Below are 16,907 nucleotides of genomic sequence, written 5' to 3'. Positions count from 1 at the left end.
CAGCATGGGCATGACGAGCAGTCGCCCCGGACGAGTATCAGTCCCACGATCGAGCGATCACGAACCGGGGAAGATCGGACTTAACGTCCACTGAGTGCACTGTGCTTGACAGATCTCGACCACCCAGCGCTTCGGCTGCGGGACGAAGCCTTTGCCCTCGTCGGCAGGGTTGCGCCGCACCACCTCGACGGCGATGTCGTTCACCGCGCCATGGATGATCACGGCGTCCTTGAAGCCCTGGTCGACCAGGGCCTTCTCCAGGCGCAGTCCGCACCGCTCCATTGCCTGGTCCAGCAGGGCGATGCCGGCCTCGTTGTCGTGCGCGGAGGCGGGCAGGACCACCACGCCGATGATCAGGCCCAGAACGTCCACGGCGAGCCCGCGCTTCCTTCCGGGCGTCTTCTTGTTCGCGTCCAGTCCCGTCGTCTCCTTCGGCACCCCGGCCGCCACGCGGACGGACTGGGTGTCGATGATCACCAGGGACGGGTCCTCTAATCGTCTGGCCCGCTCCCGCACCTGGCAGCGCAGGATCTCCTGAATCCGCTGGTCAAGGCCGTCCTGACGCCACAGGGTGAAGTAGTAGAACACCGCAGACCAGACCGGGAGGTCGTGCGGCAGGAGCCGCCACTGACAGCCCGTCCGGTTCTGGTAGAGCAGCGCGTTCACGACCTCGCGCAGGTCGCAGGAGCCCGGGTCCCCGGTCGCCGACCGCGCCACCCGCTCCTGCTTCCACGCGGTGACCAGCGGCTCGATCAACGCCCACTGCTCGTCGGGCAAGTCCGTTGCGTACGGCATCCGTTCCATGCCCGCGACCCCATCATGCACACGACATGATGCGAAGGCGGAACCGTCCCATCAGCCACGAACGGGCGACGCCAGACCATCCCGAACGGGACTTAACGCCCTCTCAAATGAGGGTGAAGAAGACCATCGGATTGTGGCTGCTGTCGCGGATCGGCACGTCGAGCCCCAGCTCCTTCTTCACCCTACCGAGGTGCTCGATGACCTCGGGAGCCTTCGCGGCCGACGGAGTGAAGTACGGGATACCCCGCTTGGCGAGCCACTTCATGAGCACCGACCCCTCGCTCATGGGCTTCGGCCGACGCCCGTGGAAGACATCGTGCACGCTGGTCGGGGTTCCAGCGGGAACCTTCGAGAACACGTTCTCGACATACCAGCGGCCGAACCGGGCGCCGTGGTCGGCGTCGATGAAGAGGTAATCGGTGCGGGTGTGAATATCACCGAGCCGCTCACGGACGTCACCCTTGGTGAACGTCCAGCGGCCGACAGAAAGATCGGCCGGCACGTTGCTCACCACTTTGTCGACGATGTCGAACGAATGCAGGTGACCCACGCCGTTATCCCGTATAGCGCTCAGAATCCACATGGTGGACCAGCCGTAGAACGTGCCGATCTCGACCACTGTCTCGGGACGGTACTCACGCAGCAGTAGATAGGTGATCTCCGCCTCGCAGTCGTCCAGCTGCGCCTTCATCGACTTTCCGCGCCGCAGCAGAAAATCGCGCTGCTGGTCCCGGACGGCGCGCAGATCGTCGCGGTACTTCACATAGAGCGCCGACACGGATTCCACGGTGAGATCCCGGAGCGGGCCGACGGAACGCGACGAGTAAGCCTTACCGACACCACTCGTCACCGAATTATCGACACTCTTGAAAATAGTCACAAGATTTCTCCTTAATTTCGTCACGACCACCGGAAGAGCAAGAACCGAAGACCATACAGCAGTCCAATATTGCCCAATAATCGGTGGAAATCATGTCGATATCGGTCAGGTATTCGCGGGTTTATCGGCGGACTGGCAGGTGGATCGCTCCAGGTCTCGGAACGCTAGCCAGAAGACGGCGAGCACACTCGCGAAAACAGGGATCCAGGCGAGGCGGGACGCCACCCAGAGTGGGCTGTCCGGCGCGGTGTGGAGGCCGTACCGGCGCTGTCCGAAACCGAGCGCGACCACGGTGGTGGCGAGCATGGACGTCTGGTGCCACAGGAAGACGGTCATGGCCGACAGGTTCAGCAGCGCCACGGCTGCCCAGCGGAACTGTCCGGCTGTGGCACGTACCAGCGCCCCCGGCCCACGGACGGGAAGCGGCGGAACCGCCTGCGCCGCCTGCGCCGGCTGCGTCGGCTGCCCGGTCAGCCGGCGCAGCGGACCGCACAGCAGCAGTCCGAGCCCGCACTGACCCACTCCGAAGCAGACGGCCGCCAGACTCGGCGGGCTGAGGTTGGACATCGCAGCCCCGGGGACCCCGACCATGCTCGCCGGGTAGCCGCACCACAGCACCAGGGCCGCCAGAGTGGCCGCGCCGCCGACGAGCATGCCGACAGCGTGCCTGCGGCGGGCGAGGCCGCCCGCCGCCCAGAGCACGCCCAGCGCGTACGGCACCAGCCACCCCGCGAAGACGTTCAGCGACCGGAACACGTCGACCCACTCCGTGTCCCCGGCCAGTCCGCGGGCCAGGTCCAGGATCACGACCAGCACGAAGGCCGTGAACGCCAGTCGGCCGGCGCACCGCCTCATCAGTGGAGTGGCCGCCGTGATCACCGCATACACGCAGAGGAACCAGAGCGGAGACACGGCGAGCCGCACCAAGGTGCGGATCGTCTCGTACGCCACACCCACGGCGGCCAGCCCGATCAGCACCAGTGCCCACACTGCCAGCAGGGCCAGCGTCGGGCGGGCCAGTTGCCGCAGCCGCCGTACCAGCCAGGCACGGTAGCCGAGGCGGCCGGCCATCGCCGAGGCGTAGCTCAGGGATCCGACGCGGCCTCCGACGAAGAAGAACACGGCGAGCGGCTGGAGCAGCCAGGTCACCGGCGTGAGGCCCGGCATGTGGCTCAAGGGACTGTCGCCTTCCAGGTGGCCGCCCGCTCGCAGCACCACCGCGGTCACCAGCCAGTGGCCGAGCACCACCCCGACGATGGAGTAGGCACGCAGCACGTCGACCGCGCGGTCCCGGGAGAGCGGGGTCGCCGCGTCGATCCGCAGCACCACTCGGTGCAGCCGGTCCACAGCGGCCGGCCCGGCGGGACGTAACGGGGCGCCGGCCCCGGTGGCGGGGGGCGTGGTTTCCGGCCGAACCTGGAGCTCAGCCATGAGACACCTGCGCACTCCGGCCCAGGCTGATCAGGGCGATGTTCCGCAGGGAGAGGCTGCCGGGACGCAGATAGTCGCCGTGCGGGCTGTCGCCGGTGGGCAGCGACCGGGCTCCGAAGTCCGCGGCCGCCGGGTCTGCGCCGAAGCCCACGCTCCCGCTGAGCAGAGGTAGTTGTACGTGAGGTACGTGCGAGATCCAGTCCCTGCTTCCCCGGCCGGCCCAGAACGGGACGCGGATTCCCAGCTCCGAGGCGGAACCGGCGTCCATGCCCGGACTGCCGAAGACGGCGATACCGGTCAGTCCGGACTGCACCCGCCGGTCCGTCCCGCGCACCGCCTCCGCGCACACCACGGAACCGTACGAATGGCACAACAGGGTCACGGACGCACCGGGGTTGAGTTCCCGCAGCCGGTGGAGCTGGTCGCGGAGCAGCCTGCCGCCCTCCCGCGCCCGCGCGGGGGTCACAGCGTCGCGGCTCTTCGTGCGGGGTGCCCGGTAGCCGTACCAGCCGATCACCGCGATCCGCGTCCCGGGGTCGAGGAGACGCATCTGGTGGTGCAGCGCACGGATGCCGCCGCCCACCGAGCCGTGCCGGGAGCCGAGGTGGTCGAAGGTGTCGACGGTGGTGTCCGAACCCGGCACCAGGAGGGCGATCCGCTGCGCGTGCGCCAGATCGCCGAGCACTTCCACCGCCCGGCCGTCGCCTTCGGCGGAGACGTCGAGGAAGTTCCGGTCGGCGGCGGCGAGTGCGCCGAGTGCCCTGGCGCGGTCGCCGTCGTCCATCCGACGTGCCGCCGCGGCGGCCTCGTCGAGGTACCGGCGGTTCGCCGCGTAGCGGTCGGACAGGTCTTCCGCCGTGACGAAGGCATGGCGGGGCGCGTCCGGCAGGCCGGACACCTCCGACGCCTGGGCGGCCGTGACGGACGCGACGATGCATCCGGCGACGGCGGTTATCCACATTCCGTGTCTGATCCGCGCAGCACGCATGGACAACGTTCCTTCCTCTGGGCATGGGTCGGCCCGACTCGTCGAACCGAGGGAGAGTGACGTCGAAGGCACCGAGGGCCGGGGAGGGGCGCATCCGCCTCCTCCGGGCCGTGATCCGTCAGGTGCGGACGGGAGGCAGGGCGGCGGTCAGATCCGGACGGGCATTTCGATCACGCCGGTGGTGGAGCCCGTGGGCGGGCTGTCGAGTCTGAGGGTGCCGTCGACCGCGGCCAGCCGTTCTCGCAGGCCCAGCAGGCCGCTGCCCGCCCCGAGCCTGGCTCCCCCGGCACCGTTGTCGTGGACCTTGATCCGCAGCAGTTCACCGACGAGGTCCGCGTCGACCGACGCCTGCGTCGCCCCGCTGTGTTTGGCGATGTTCGTGAGCAGCTCGGCGACGCAGAAGTACGCCACTCGCTCGATCACCGGGTCCGGCCGTTGCGGCAGGTTCACCGTCAGCGTGACCGGCACACCGGCCTGCGCCGTCAACTGAGGCAGCGCGTCGACGAGTCCCCGCTCCAGCGCCGCAGGGGTGATCCCGTCGATCAGGCGCCGCAGCTCCGCGATGGCCGTGTCGGTCTGGGAACGGGCCCGGGTGACGAGCGTGCGGGTCCGGTCGAGGGACGGTTCGCCGTCAAGGGCGTCGGCGGTCAGTGACAGCGTCATGGCGATCGCGACGAGCTGGGCCTGTGTACCGTCGTGCAGGTCGCGTTCAACCTGCCGCAGGTCGCGGTCGCCCTCCGTGAGGGCCGTGCTTCGCGCCCATTCGAGCTTGCGGACCCGCAGTTGGGAGGCGGTGGGGCCGAGCAGCGCCCGGGTCAGCAGCCGGTGCAGGTTCATCATCGCGCGGGCTGTCACCGGGGTGAACGCCAGGACGACCAGAGCGCCCACGGCGGTGACGGCGGACAGCCACAGCTCCTGACTGCCGATCAGCGCCCATACGACGGACCACACGCTGAACGCCGGCAAGCCGATCGTCGCCACGAAGGTGAGGACGTCGACAGGGAGCCGGAGCAGCAGGTAGAGCATGCTGCGCCAAGCGGTCACGTCGGACAGGCTGCTCCGGATCCAGCGCACCGCGCCGGCGGCGGTCGGCAGGGGCGGGGGGGCATCGACGACCTCGCCGAGCAGTGCCCGGACCAGCCACGCCTGTGCACGGCCGAGGTGGCGGGCTCCCTGCAGGCCGACCGCGAGCACCGGTAGTCCGATCAGCGTCAACGAGAGCAGACCGCCGACGTAGAGGACGGCCACGACGTAGACGATGCCGAGGAGGGAAAGGGGCAGCCCGGTGACGGCGAACGCGATGGCTCGCGGCCATGTCGTCCGTACCTTCTCATGGCCCGGGTCTCCGGGGCGGGGCGCTGTCATGCCGTGCCCACAGCGGTCGCGGCGGGCTCCGAAGTGGCCCGCGTACCGGTGCACAGGATCGTCAGCACGGTCAGCGCCACCGTCCCCAGCACCAGGGGACCGTACGTCTGGAGCGGGACAGTGGGAAGCCAACCGCCCGTGGCAGCCACCGCGAACGCCATGCTCGTGGGCGCCGCGACCAGGACTCCGAGCAGCACTCCCACCATGGCGGTCAGCGTCGCCTCCGCGCCCAGCATCCGCATCAGCTGCCACCGGGTCGCGCCGGTCAGCGCGAGCAGCGCGTACTCCCGGCGCCTCGAGGCGGTCAGTGAGACAAGTGTGTTCACGGTGGTCACCGAGCCGAAGCCGGCCAGCATGGCAAGTTCCACTCCGCGTAGCCAGATGTCGCTCTCGGCGTACGCACCGGGCGGGGCAACTTGCTGAAGGGTTCCGGTGACGGCGGCGAACGTGGTCGAGAGCCCGACGAGCAGCGCGATCGGCACCACCGCGGAAGACAGCCGGTGGGCCTGGCCGCGCAGGTTGTCGGCGGCGAGAGCGCCACCGGCGTCGCCCCGGTGCCTGGCGCCCGCCAGCCGGAACGGCAGACCGAGCAGCACCATCGCCAGCCGTGTCAGCAGGGGGCCGAGCAGCCCCACCGCGATCATGAGGATCAGCGATCCGAGCAGGGCCGCCTGGGCGGACTTCTCCACCGGTTGCCCCAACGTGAGCATCACCATGGGTACGGCGCCCGCGAGGACGAGCAGGCCCGCGATGCCCCGCAGCCAGCCCAATCGGCCCTCTTCGGCCGTCCGCGCCAGTGCCTCGGACGGCCTTCCCCGGACCGCGCGGCGGGCGGCGATCTTCGTCGCGCCGACCCCGACCACCAGCGTCGCAGCCGTCCCGATCAGCGGGGGCCACGGCGACCAGGACACGGCCGCGCCCGCCGGGGCGATGCCCCGGGCGACGAGTTCGGTGAGGAACCATCGCGCGCCCCAGGAGCCGAGGACCCACGCCGGCGGTGAGACGAAGAGGGTGACCAGCAGCATCTGGCATCGGACGAGCCGTTTGACCTGTACCGGCGTCGCCCCGCTCGTGCGAAGCAGAGCCAGGTCACGGGCTTGTTGCCGTACGGAGAACGAGAGCGTGTTGGCCACCACGAACAGCGCCATCAGCATGGCGATCTCGCCGAACGCCCCGCCGATCACCCCGAGCCGCGAGCCGCCGTCGCCGCCGATCGCCGTGGCGATGAGCGACCCGAACAGCGTGATCACGGCGATGGCCAGCAGAAGCGCCGTGGCCAGACCGGCGAAGGAGGAGGGCCTGGCCCGCAGGATGGCCATGGCGAGCCTCAGCATGCCAGCTCGCTCAGCTTCTCGGCGATCAGCGCGGCGGACGGGCGTACCAGGTCGTCGACCAGGACACCGTCGGCGAGGACGACGACCCGGTCGGCGAAACTGGCGGCTAACGGATCGTGTGTCACCATCACGCAGGTACGACCCTCGTTCTCGACACCCTCCCGCAGCAGCCACAGCACTTCCCTGCCGGTGGAACGGTCGAGGGCACCGGTCGGCTCGTCGGCGAAGAGGATACGCGGCCGGGTGTACAACGCGCGGGCGACGGCGACGCGTTGCTGCTGACCGCCGGAGAGGCGGCCGGGGCGTTCCTTCCTCCGGTCCGCGAGACCCACCTGCGCGAGGGACTTGGTGACTGCGGCCCAGTCCACCCGGTCGCCCGCCAACCGGGCGGGGAGGGCGACGTTCTGTTCGACCGTCATCGCGGGCATGAGGTTGTACGACTGGAAGATGAAGCCCGCCTCGGCTCGCCTCAGCAGCGCCAGTCGCCGCTCGGGCAGCGCGGTGATGTCCGTGGTGCCCCAGTGGACCGTGCCAGAGGTCTGCCGGTCGATTCCGGCGAGGCACTGCAGCAGGGTCGACTTGCCCGAACCGGACGGACCCATCACTGCGGTGAACGTGCCCGGAGCAAAGGTGACGTCCACGCCGCGCAGCGCACGGACCACGTCGCGGCCGCGGCCGTACGAACGGTGCAGGTTCTCGGCGCGGATGCGCAGGCCTCCTTCCACGAGGGAGGGGACAGGGGACTCAGTGCTCAGTGACATACCTCGATTCTCGGTCGCTCAGCTGGCGCGGGACCACCCTGCTACCTCCCGTCTTCGGGGTTCGGATATCCGCCCCCCGACTAGTAGTGCTTGGTCAGGTCGGCTGTGGTGGTGCGTGTCCTCCGGGCCCGGTGTGGCGTTGAGAGTGTGTGACTCCGGACGAGATTGCTGTGGTGCGTGGTGAGTTGGAGGAGTTCGCGGCGGAGGTGTTCGAGCCGTTCGCGCGCAATGACCAGCGCCGCTGGGGGCAGGTCTACCTGCGGGGGCTGCTGACCGACGGGCAGCGTAAATCGGTCGAGCCGATGGCCGCGCGGCTCGGTGAGGACGGGAACCGGCAGGCACTGGCCCATTTCATCACCACCAGCCCGTGGGACCCGGCCCACATTCGGGCGAAACTGGCCTGGCGGATGGAAGGAGTGGTCGGGCCGGAGGCCCTGGTCTTCGACGACACCGGGTTCCTGAAGGACGGGACCGCCTCGGCGTGTGTGTCGCGGCAGTACACCGGCACCGCGGGCAAGGTCACCAACTGCCAGGTCGGCGTCTCGCTCCACCTCGCCTCCGACCACGCTTCCGCGGCGGTCAACTGGCGACTGTTCCTGCCCCGGACATGGGATCCCGCCTCGGCGAAGGCCGATGCGGGCAAGGTCGCCCGTCGCGTGGCCTGCCAGATCCCGGACGACGTCGGGCATGTGGAGAAGTGGCAGCTGGCCCTGGACATACTCGATGAGACCCGCTCCTGGGGGATCGAGGTGCCGCTGGCCATCGCGGACGCCGGATACGGCGACGCTGCCGCGTTCCGGCACGGACTGCAGGCCCGCGGCCTGAACTACGTGGTAGGGATCTCCACCACGCTGTCGGCCCAGCCCGCCGACGCGGTGCCGGTGGCCGAGCCGTACTGCGGGACCGGACGCCCGCCGGTGGCCAAGTATCCCGACAAGCCGCGGTCGGTGAAAGAGCTGGTCATCGCCGCAGGACGGAAGGCAGCCCGGCCGGTGCAGTGGCGTGAAGGCTCCCGGCCCGGCACCGGCCGCTCGGGCCGCAAGCGGATGTACTCCCGCTTCGTGGCCTTGCGCATCCGGCCCGCCGGACGCGAGGTCCGCCAGGCCACCGACGGCCCGGAACTGCCGGAGTGCTGGCTGCTGGCCGAATGGCCTGCCGGTGAGAGCGAGCCGGTGCAGTTCTGGCTGTCCGACCTGCCCTCCGGCATGCCGCTGACCACACTGGTCCGCCTCGCCAAACTCCGCTGGCGCATCGAGCACGACTACCGGGAGATGAAGCAGACCCTGGGACTTGCCCACTTCGAGGGCCGGACCTGGAGCGGCTGGCACCACCACGTCACCCTTGTCTCCGTCGCGCACGCCTTCTGCACCCTGCAACGACTGGCCCGTGCCCCAAAAGACACGGCGCCGGCCTGAGCCTCTACCAGGTCGTCCGCGAGCTACAGACACTCCTCGCGGTTGGACCGGCGCCTGCCCGACCTGTCACCGCGACATACCAGCAGCAATACAGACCTGACCAAGCCCTACTAGGGCCTGACCTCCTGCAAGTACGCGAGTACGGCCTTGACGCGACGGTTGTCGGCGTCGGTCATGGGCAGGTCGAGTTTTCCGAACACGGAGGCCGCGTGCTTCTCCACCGACCGTTCGGAGATGACGAGCAGCCCGGCGATGGAGCGGTTCGAGTGGCCCTGTGCCATCAGGTCCAGGACTTCTCGCTCCCTGGGTGTCAGGCGCTCCAGGGGGCTGGTGCCGTTGTTCAGCATGCGACGGACGATCTCCGGATCGAGGGCCACGCCGCCGGCCGCGACCCGGCGCAGCGCCTCGACGAAGTCGGCGGTGGCGGCGACGCGCTCCTTGAGCAGGTACCCGATGCCCGACGCCTCGCCCGCCAGCAGCCGGGCCGCCCAGGACGGCTCGGCGTGCTGGGAGAACACGAGGACACCCACCCCCGGGTGGTCCGCGCGGAGTTGGACGGCGGCCCTGATGCCCTCGTCGGTATGGGTCGGCGGCATACGGATGTCGACCACGGCGACGTCGGGGGTGTGCTCGGCCACCGCGGCCAGCAGTTCGTCGGCGTCGCCAGCGGTGGCGAGTACCTCGCAGCCGCGGGCGGTCAGCAACTCCACCATGCCTTCCCGGAGAATGACCGAGTCCTCGGCTATGACCAATCGCAATGCGCGCTCCCCTGTTCGCGGTCAACGACCCGGTCCCGACCGGGAGTTCATTCAATCAGCACATAGCCGTCGTCCGGACGCCGCCCTCGCGAGCGGCGCAGGGCGGTGAGCGCGAAGGTGCGCTGCAGCCAGCGGTCCCTGCCGTCGTAGCGCGGGGTGAACGCGGTGCGGCCGTGCGCGGTGACATGGTTGTCGATGACGACCAGATCGCCCGGGAGCAGTTCGGACGTTGACGCCACCTGTTCGAGGAGTGCCCCGAGTTCGGCGAGGGCGGCAGCCCCCTCCTGCGTCGTCGCCCGGGTGGCGGCGAAGTCCACCCTCAGGTCGGGGTCGTCCCACGAGCCGCCCAGCACCGGGTGGTGGAGAGCGCCCTTGCAGCCGGCGCCGAAGGAGGGCGGTGCCTCGGTGATGAACCGGGGGAGGCTCAGACTCTTTCTGGCAGCCGGGCCGAGCAGGTCCAGGACCTCTCGGACACACGCCGTGCGGGTCCCCGCGACGCCTTCGTGGTCGGCGCGCAGGCACAGCAGCATCACGTAGTCCGGACGGTGCTCGTGAAAGGCGTTCTCGGTGTGGAAAGAGAGGAGAACCGATCCCGCGTTGCCCTGGAACGCCTCGCGGCCGGGAACCGGTACGACGTCCTGCACCAGGGCGCCGGACTTCTCCTGCCGGAACGCGGCAGGGTCACCGAGTCCGCAGGCCACCATGAGGAGGACCGCGGCGGCAACGGAGGATTCCCGCTGAACCGAGTCCGCGGCCGACGGGGTGTCCCGCGCGTCGTCGCCCACGGGGAGTCCCCGTAGCAGCAGCCGTCCGCGGGGACCCGAGTGCCGGCGGAACCGGCGGATCTCCCTCCGCAGCGGGGCGGGCAGGCTTTCCCAGGCATCACGGGCAGCGGCGACGAACTCGGGCGAGTCGACCCGGCCGTCGGCGATGTCGAGCATCTCCTTCGCGACGGCTTCGAGCAGGGCGGCCTCATGGCCGAGTGCGAACGCGGTCTCCGCACCGACGCCGTTCTCCAGCAGCTCTGTCATCAGCCAACACCCGTACCAAACATCATCGGAACTTCCTCAGGCTTCACGAATTCGTCGGCGAGTGCCGCGCTGCCGTATATCTCCTCGACCCAGCCCCGGTGGTAGATCGAGTCCAAGTACCTGTCGCCCAGGTCAGGCGCGATCGCCACGGTGGTGACGTCCTCGCCCGGAGCGTGCTCGTCGAGCCAGCGGAGGGCACCGCTGATCACCGTTCCGGTGGAGCCGCCGAAGAGGAAGCCGCGTCGGGCCAGCCGGTGGCAGGCACGGACGGTCTCCACCTCGCCGACAAGGATCACGTCGTCCACATAGGACCGGTCGAGCAGCGGCGGGCGTACCCCGGTGCCGAGGCCAGGGATCATCCGCGGCAGGGACGGGCCGCCGAACGTCACGGAGCCGACGGCGTCGACCGCGACGACCGTGACATCCGGCCGGTTCTCCTTGAAGTAGCGGGCACAGCCCATGAGCGTGCCGGTGGTGCCCGCACCGACGAAAGCCACCTTCAGGTCGGGGAAGCGTGCGACGATCGCCGGGGCCGTCGAACCGTAGTGCGCGAGCGCGTTGTTCGGATTCGCGTACTGGTTGAGCCAGACGTAGCGGTCGTCCGACTCGCACAGTTCCTGCACCAGGCGCAGCCGCGCGCCCAGGAAGCCGCCCTCGGCCGCGGGTTCCGTAATGGTGTAGACCGTGCCCCCCATCGACTCGATGAGCTGCTTCGTGGCCAGGTTGCACCTGTTGTCGGTGACGCAGACGAAGTCGTAGCCCTTGCTGGCGGCGAGGATGCTCAGCGCGACGCCGAGGTTGCCCGACGACGACTCCACCACGATGGAGCCGGGCCGCAGCACTCCGCCGGCCTCCGCCGCCTCGACCATCGCCCGTGCAGCCTTGAGCTTGATCGAACCAGCGAAGTTGAACCCCTCACATTTCAGGTAGAGTCTGCGCCCGAAAATCCGACGGAGGTCGATGAACAGATCCTCCTCGTGATATTCCTGCGCCTCTGAGATGATCGGCACAGCTACCTCCCGTTCTGGGGCATCTACCCCTAGCCGCCGTACCGGTTCATCTCGTGGAAGAAGTCCTCGACCATGTGCAGATCGTCGCTGCGCGACACCTGGTCGTAGACATGGGCGCTGACCGCCAGGTCGAGCACGCCGAGCCCGAACGGGGAGAAGATCACCGTGCGGTCGGACGGCACCGTGGTGCGTCCCGTCATCACGTCGTAGAGCGTCCCGTCGAGGAAGTCCCGGTTACCGGTCAGCTGTTCGGCCAGATGAGGCGAGGTGTCGGCCTTGAGACAGTGCTCGACGTCGTCGACATAGTTGGCGGAGGCAAGGATGATCTCCGGCGCCAGATCCCGCAGCGAGACATGGAGCACCACCGGGTGGTGGGCGAACAGCTCCGGGTCGGTGACGTGCGGAGTGCCCGCCACGGTGGCGAAGACCACCAGGTCGCTGCTGCGGATCAGATCGTCCACGGAGCCGTGCACGGTCACCCGGCCGCTCTCGCCGGAGCGGTCCAGGTAGTCGGCGAAGCCGGCCGCGTGCTCGCCGGACAGGTCGTGCACGCCGACCTCGTCGAAGGACCAGCCTGTGCCCGCCAGGTAGGTGTGCACGTAACGAGCGATCAGACCGGTGCCGACGAAGCCCACCCTGGCGGGGCGGCTCCGGCCCCTGGTGAGCCGGTCGGCCGCGAGCGCGGCGAACGCGGCCGTCCTGCTCGCGCTGATGATCGAGCTCTCCAGGCAGGCGTACGGGTAGCCGGTGCGCGGATCGTTGAGGATCAGGACCGCCGAGGCACGCGGCAGTCCTGAACTAACGTTCTCCGGGAAGCTGGAGATCCACTTGAGTCCGTCCACGCCGTCGTCCCCGCCGAGCGACGCGGGCAGGGCGATGATGCGGGCGGTGGGCCGGTCGGGGAACCGGAGGAAGTAGGAGGGCGGATTGACTGTCCTCCCCGTGCCGTGCGCGACGTAGGCCGCCTCGACGATTCCTGTGACCAGCCTCTCCTCCCCGCTCAGGGCACGCTGCACCTGTCGGCCGGAGATCACTGCGAACGTTGGGCTGTGCTTCGTCATGTGGATTCTCGAACCTCTAGACGGATCGGTTGGTGGGGTTCGCCAACGCGACGAGTACTTCGCGGGCTCCGTCGTACGGCAGCCGGCTGTGCGCCGTGCGGAGGTTGTCGACGAGCATCACGTCGCCGGGACGCCATAGCTCGGCGATGGTGACGGAGTCGTACACCTTGTTGATCAGCTGGACGATGTCCTCGGTGATCTCGTCACCGTTGCCGAAGCTCGTGTTGAACGGCAGGCCTTCGCGGCCGTAGACGTCGGCCAGGTACTCACGGACCTCGGGCGCCATCGTCCACTCGTTGAGGAAGGCGATCTGGTTGAACCAGAGCCGCTCGCCATCGGCGGGGTGGCGCATCACCGCCGGGCGGCGCTGGCTGGTCCGCAGCCCTTCGCCGTGCCACGTGAAGGAGATGTCGTGGGCGGCGCAGTACCGCTCGACCTCGCCCCGGTCGGTGGTGCCGAACGCCTCCGTCCACGGAACGCCGATGTCCTCGGTGTAGCTGCGGGTGAGCAGCCACCCCTCGCGCTCGAAGCGCTCGACGAGGTCGCTGGGCAGGCCCCGCAGGACACGGCCGGCATCGGCCAGAGCGGTGGCCCCGCCGCTGTTCGGCGCGCTCAGGCAGGCGAAGGCCATGGTGGCCGGGAACTCGACCGCGTAGCTCAGCTCGTTGTGCATGCACATCGGTTGGTTCGGAGGCCACTTGGAGGACGAGTAGATACGGTCGTCGTACGACCAGCGGGGCGCGAACGCCTCGCGTTCGGTCATCAGCTCGTCCGCGAGGGTCCTGAGGACCGCAGACGCGCCGGTGGCGTCGTGCAGCCCCAGTCCGCGTATCAGTACGGCACCCTGCGAGGCGACGATCCGGTACAGCGCCTCGCGGTGCTCCGCGGCCCAGGCCACCGGGTCCGACGCGTCGGCTACGGTGACGACGGCCGGTCGGCCCTCGTCACGGCGCCCATCGAGCCCGGCGAAGGGGTCCCTGTCGTTCGGCGGCACATTCACGTGCGCTTCCTTTCCAACCTGTCGTGGACGGTCCGCACCACGGCGGCGGTCTGCGCCGGCCTGGTGCGGAAGAAGTGGTGGCCGCCGTCGGGCAGTTCGCGGACCTCGACGGTCCTCGCGATACGGCGCCAGGCATCAAGGCCGCTCCCGTGGCCCTGGGTGGCCAAGTCGTCGGCGGCCACGACCACGGTCAGCGGGGCCTCGACGAGGACGGCCGGGGGGTTCTCGACGGCGTCGGAGAAGAAGGCGTTCGCTTCGAGGACGTCGTGCCGGTAGGCCGCTCCGACCAGTTCGGCGCGCTCGGGATCTGTGCCCGAGAGCTCGGTGTAGCCGTTCGCGCCGCTGAGCCGCGCGGCGATCTCCAGCCGTGTCAGCGCCTCGATCCCGGCGCTGAACCGGCGCCGTCCCTCGGGGGTGCCGACCAGCTGGCCGCCGATCAGGACGGCCCGCAGTTCGTGTCCCTGCTCCTCGAGCAGGCGCGCGGTCACTACGGCCAGGGCGGCCCCGGAGGAGTGCCCCCAGAGCGAGACAGCACCGACGGCTCGTCGGCCGATCTCGCTCACCACGGCCTTGGCGGTCTGTTCCAGGGAGGCGAACGGCTCGCGCTCGACGGTGAGGTCGTGGCCGGGCAGCTCCACTCCGTAGACGGCGAGCCCACTGTCCTTCAACTCGGCCGCCAGGGGCTGGAAGTTGACGGCGTTCCCGCCCGCGTACGGGAAGCAGACGAGGGTGGCGGCCGGGGAGGGCGGCGTCAGCAGGGGGTTCAGAAGGCCCGCTGTGGTTCCTGTCCCCTCAGACCGGCCGGTGCCGTCGACGAACGCGGCCAGGTCGCTCAGTCGCGGGTGCCGGGTGAGATCCTTCAGCGACACAGCCCGGTCGAGCTTCACGACAAGGCGTACGGCAGTGAGCGACGTGCCGCCCGAGTCGAAGAAGTGACTGCTGCGACCGACCCGTTCGGGTGCCAGGCCGAGCACGGCCGCCCAGGCAGCGGCGATCCGCTGTTCCGTCGGGGTAACCGGTGGCTCGGGGCCGACATCCTCGGTTCCCGCCAGCTCCACCAAGCGCTTCTTGTCGATCTTGCTGTTGGCGGTGAGCGGCAGTGTGTCGAGGCGGTGGAAGCGGCTCGGCACCATGTACCGCGGCAGCGCGGCAGCCAGCCGCGTCCGCAGTTCGTCGACGGGCACGTCGGTGGCGGCGGCGTAGAACGCCACCAGGCTCTCGCCGACGACGACCACGGCGGTGTCACGGATCCCGGGGACGCCGAGCAGCCGGTTCTCGATCTCGCCGAGCTCGATACGGAAGCCGCGCAACTTCACCTGGGCGTCGCGGCGACCCAGGAACTCCAGCTTGCCGTCGGGGCGCCAGCGGCCGAAGTCGCCGGACCTGTAGAGCCGTTCTCCCGGCCGGTGCGGATCGGTGCCGTACGCGGCGGCCGTGCGCTCCGGGTCGTTGATGTAGCCGCGGCCGACACAGAGTCCGGCGAACACGATCTCGCCCGGCGAGCCGAGCGGCACCGGTTCGAGGTCGGGGCCGACGACGTAGACCCGCACGTTGGCGACGGCCGGTCCGAGGGGGACCCGCTCACCGCGCGGCGGCTCGGTCATCACTTCGTGGTTGGTGTCGTCGGAGGTCTCCGTGAGCCCGTAGGCATTAACGAGCACGGTGCCCGGGAAGGCCGCGAACCAGCGCTCGACGAGTTCCTTCTTGAGCGCTTCACCGGTGGCCGAGAGACAGCGGATCCGTCCGAGGCCGCCGCCGTGCTCCTCCAGGTGCGACAGCACCACTTCGAGGTACGAGGGGACCAGTTGGATGACGTCCGCGCCGCGGGCGACCTCCACGAACCTCTCCACGTCGAGGATCGCCTCCTGCGGCACGACGAGTGTCGTGCCGCCGACCAGCAGGGCCGCGACGAGCTGCCAGAGCGAGATGTCGAAGCACTGCGGGGCGACCTGCGCGAGCACGTCGTCCTCGCCCACCTTGAGGTCGTCGGTCTTCGCGAAGAGGTGGTTGAGCATCCCCTCGTGCTCGCACATCACTCCCTTGGGCCTGCCGGTGGAGCCGGAGGTGAAGTAGATGTAGGCCAGTCGGCCGGGGCCGATGTCGAGGCCGAGATCCGTCTCCTCGGCCCCGTGACTGTCGTCGACGCGGAGCACGGTGACGGACGGGCGGTCGCGCACCGCCTCGTCGAGGGTGGCGGTGCTTCCCGGTTCCGTGAGCACGAGGGCGCATCCGGCGCGGTCGAGGGTGGTGCCGATGCGGTCCGCCGGGAAGTGCGGCTCGATCGGCACGTACACACCGCCGGCCTTGAACACGGCAAGAACGCAAGCCATCCAGTCCAGGTTCCGCTCGGTCACCACGGCGACGGAGCCCTCGGCGGTGAGGCCACGGGCGAGGAGGGTCCGGGCGATCCGGTTGGCGTGGGCGTTCAGTTCGGCGTACGTGATCCGGCGCTCGCCCATGATCGCGGCGGTCTTCTCGGGGTGCAGACGCACCCGGTCCTCGAAGAGCTCGTGGAAGCGGCGGTCCGGAAGCTCCCGTGCCGGACCGGCCATGCCGACGAGCTGGTGATGCCGTTCCTCGGCGGAGAGCAGGCTGCGGCCCTCGTGCGGAGTGTCCGGATCGGTGGCGATGCGGTCGAGCGCCGTGCGGTGGTAGCCGGCGACCCGGGTCGCGTGGTCGGTGTCGCACTCCTCGGTGCGGTACGTCAGCACCAGTGCGCCGTCGGTGACGCACACCCCGAACACCACGCCGTCGGGCAGTGTGCCCGGCGTCCCGCCGACCATGGTCTCGTAGCCGTGTCGGGGCGCGACGGCCGCGGTGCGGACACGGTCCACCAGGCCGGCCCAGGTGGTGCCGGCCACCGGCACCAGGTGGGGCGCGGGGCCGAAGGCCACCTCGTCCTCACCGCTGAGGATCGCGACGACCTTGGCGTGGGCGGCGGACAGCTCTGTCGGCGTCGGCTCGCATTCCAGCGGAATGCCGACGGTCGCCGTGCCCGGTGCGGAACCGATAGTCGTCTGCCACCGCGGAACGGTGGTATGACCGGACCTCATGAGAGGGCTCCTCCAC

Annotated in this window: 13 protein-coding genes and 1 pseudogene; 1 reads left to right on the top strand and 13 read right to left on the bottom strand. The window is 69.7% G+C overall.

Annotated features, from left to right (window positions below):
- Positions 1-99: 99 nt before the first annotated feature.
- The 7 genes and pseudogenes from ACIBAF_RS44535 to ACIBAF_RS44505 form a co-directional block, all read right to left on the bottom strand.
- Positions 100-804 (bottom strand): annotated as a pseudogene (locus ACIBAF_RS44535) (IS5 family transposase); the annotation flags it as partial.
- A gap of 103 nt (positions 805-907) precedes the next feature.
- Positions 908-1,684 carry a class I SAM-dependent methyltransferase gene (locus ACIBAF_RS44530; protein ID WP_399471741.1) on the bottom strand — a complete coding sequence of 259 codons (777 nt, stop codon included), beginning with the start codon at positions 1,682-1,684 and terminating at the stop codon, positions 908-910.
- Between the two features lie 105 nt (positions 1,685-1,789).
- Positions 1,790-3,115, bottom strand: coding sequence for an acyltransferase (locus ACIBAF_RS44525; RefSeq protein ID WP_399471738.1), 1,326 nt, complete (start codon positions 3,113-3,115; stop codon positions 1,790-1,792).
- Positions 3,108-4,103, bottom strand: coding sequence for an alpha/beta hydrolase (locus ACIBAF_RS44520; RefSeq protein ID WP_399471736.1), 996 nt, complete (start codon positions 4,101-4,103; stop codon positions 3,108-3,110). Before ACIBAF_RS44520 ends, ACIBAF_RS44525 begins: the two co-directional genes overlap by 8 nt.
- 147 nt (positions 4,104-4,250) lie before the next feature.
- The gene (locus ACIBAF_RS44515; RefSeq protein ID WP_399471734.1) at positions 4,251-5,468 is read right to left on the bottom strand and encodes a sensor histidine kinase; all 1,218 of its coding nucleotides are present in this window, start codon (positions 5,466-5,468) and stop codon (positions 4,251-4,253) included.
- On the bottom strand, positions 5,465-6,802 hold the full coding sequence (locus tag ACIBAF_RS44510) for an FtsX-like permease family protein (RefSeq protein WP_399471732.1): 1,338 nt from the start codon (positions 6,800-6,802) through the stop codon (positions 5,465-5,467). The genes ACIBAF_RS44515 and ACIBAF_RS44510 overlap by 4 nt, the downstream gene beginning before the upstream one ends.
- On the bottom strand, positions 6,796-7,563 hold the full coding sequence (locus ACIBAF_RS44505) for an ABC transporter ATP-binding protein (RefSeq protein WP_399471730.1): 768 nt from the start codon (positions 7,561-7,563) through the stop codon (positions 6,796-6,798). The genes ACIBAF_RS44510 and ACIBAF_RS44505 overlap by 7 nt, the downstream gene beginning before the upstream one ends.
- Positions 7,564-7,712: 149 nt before the next feature.
- Between ACIBAF_RS44505 and ACIBAF_RS44500 the strand changes: the two genes are divergently transcribed.
- Positions 7,713-8,978 (top strand): IS701 family transposase, encoded by a 1,266-nt coding sequence (locus tag ACIBAF_RS44500; protein ID WP_399471728.1) that lies wholly within the window; start codon positions 7,713-7,715, stop codon positions 8,976-8,978.
- A gap of 110 nt (positions 8,979-9,088) precedes the next feature.
- On the opposite strand, the gene ACIBAF_RS44495 is transcribed toward ACIBAF_RS44500, so the two are convergent.
- The 6 genes from ACIBAF_RS44495 to ACIBAF_RS44470 are packed head-to-tail and all read right to left on the bottom strand — an operon-like array spanning position 9,089 to position 16,891.
- Positions 9,089-9,736, bottom strand: coding sequence for a response regulator (locus ACIBAF_RS44495; protein WP_399471726.1), 648 nt, complete (start codon positions 9,734-9,736; stop codon positions 9,089-9,091).
- Between the two features lie 47 nt (positions 9,737-9,783).
- On the bottom strand, positions 9,784-10,767 hold the full coding sequence (locus ACIBAF_RS44490) for a TauD/TfdA family dioxygenase (RefSeq protein WP_399471724.1): 984 nt from the start codon (positions 10,765-10,767) through the stop codon (positions 9,784-9,786).
- Positions 10,767-11,777 carry a 2,3-diaminopropionate biosynthesis protein SbnA gene (sbnA, locus tag ACIBAF_RS44485; RefSeq protein ID WP_399471722.1) on the bottom strand — a complete coding sequence of 337 codons (1,011 nt, stop codon included), beginning with the start codon at positions 11,775-11,777 and terminating at the stop codon, positions 10,767-10,769. The genes ACIBAF_RS44490 and sbnA overlap by 1 nt, the downstream gene beginning before the upstream one ends.
- Positions 11,778-11,806: 29 nt before the next feature.
- On the bottom strand, positions 11,807-12,838 hold the full coding sequence (sbnB, locus tag ACIBAF_RS44480) for a 2,3-diaminopropionate biosynthesis protein SbnB (RefSeq protein WP_399471720.1): 1,032 nt from the start codon (positions 12,836-12,838) through the stop codon (positions 11,807-11,809).
- 16 nt (positions 12,839-12,854) lie between these two features.
- Complete coding sequence (locus ACIBAF_RS44475) at positions 12,855-13,832, bottom strand: TauD/TfdA family dioxygenase (protein ID WP_399471743.1); 978 nt, start codon at positions 13,830-13,832, stop codon at positions 12,855-12,857.
- Positions 13,833-13,834: 2 nt separating this feature from the next.
- Entirely contained in the window at positions 13,835-16,891 is a 3,057-nt protein-coding gene (locus tag ACIBAF_RS44470; protein WP_399471718.1) for an amino acid adenylation domain-containing protein, read from the bottom strand.
- Between the last annotated feature and the right edge of the window lie 16 nt (positions 16,892-16,907).

This window comes from Streptomyces sp. NPDC051677, from assembly GCF_044453465.1.
In the GTDB taxonomy this organism is placed as follows: Bacteria; Actinomycetota; Actinomycetes; order Streptomycetales; family Streptomycetaceae; genus Streptomyces.
This window is presented reverse-complemented; position numbering and strand designations above follow the sequence as displayed.

Excerpts from the sequence above, each read along its gene's own strand:
- ACIBAF_RS44525 (WP_399471738.1), bottom strand. The coding sequence starts at position 3,115 with ATGGCTGAGCTCCAGGTTCGGCCGGAAACCACGCCCCCCGCCACCGGG.
- ACIBAF_RS44520 (WP_399471736.1), bottom strand. The coding sequence starts at position 4,103 with ATGCGTGCTGCGCGGATCAGACACGGAATGTGGATAACCGCCGTCGCC.
- ACIBAF_RS44515 (WP_399471734.1), bottom strand. The coding sequence starts at position 5,468 with ATGACAGCGCCCCGCCCCGGAGACCCGGGCCATGAGAAGGTACGGACG.
- ACIBAF_RS44510 (WP_399471732.1), bottom strand. The coding sequence starts at position 6,802 with ATGCTGAGGCTCGCCATGGCCATCCTGCGGGCCAGGCCCTCCTCCTTC.
- ACIBAF_RS44505 (WP_399471730.1), bottom strand. The coding sequence starts at position 7,563 with ATGTCACTGAGCACTGAGTCCCCTGTCCCCTCCCTCGTGGAAGGAGGC.
- ACIBAF_RS44490 (WP_399471724.1), bottom strand. The coding sequence starts at position 10,767 with ATGACAGAGCTGCTGGAGAACGGCGTCGGTGCGGAGACCGCGTTCGCA.
- sbnB (WP_399471720.1), bottom strand. The coding sequence starts at position 12,838 with ATGACGAAGCACAGCCCAACGTTCGCAGTGATCTCCGGCCGACAGGTG.
- ACIBAF_RS44470 (WP_399471718.1), bottom strand. The coding sequence starts at position 16,891 with ATGAGGTCCGGTCATACCACCGTTCCGCGGTGGCAGACGACTATCGGT.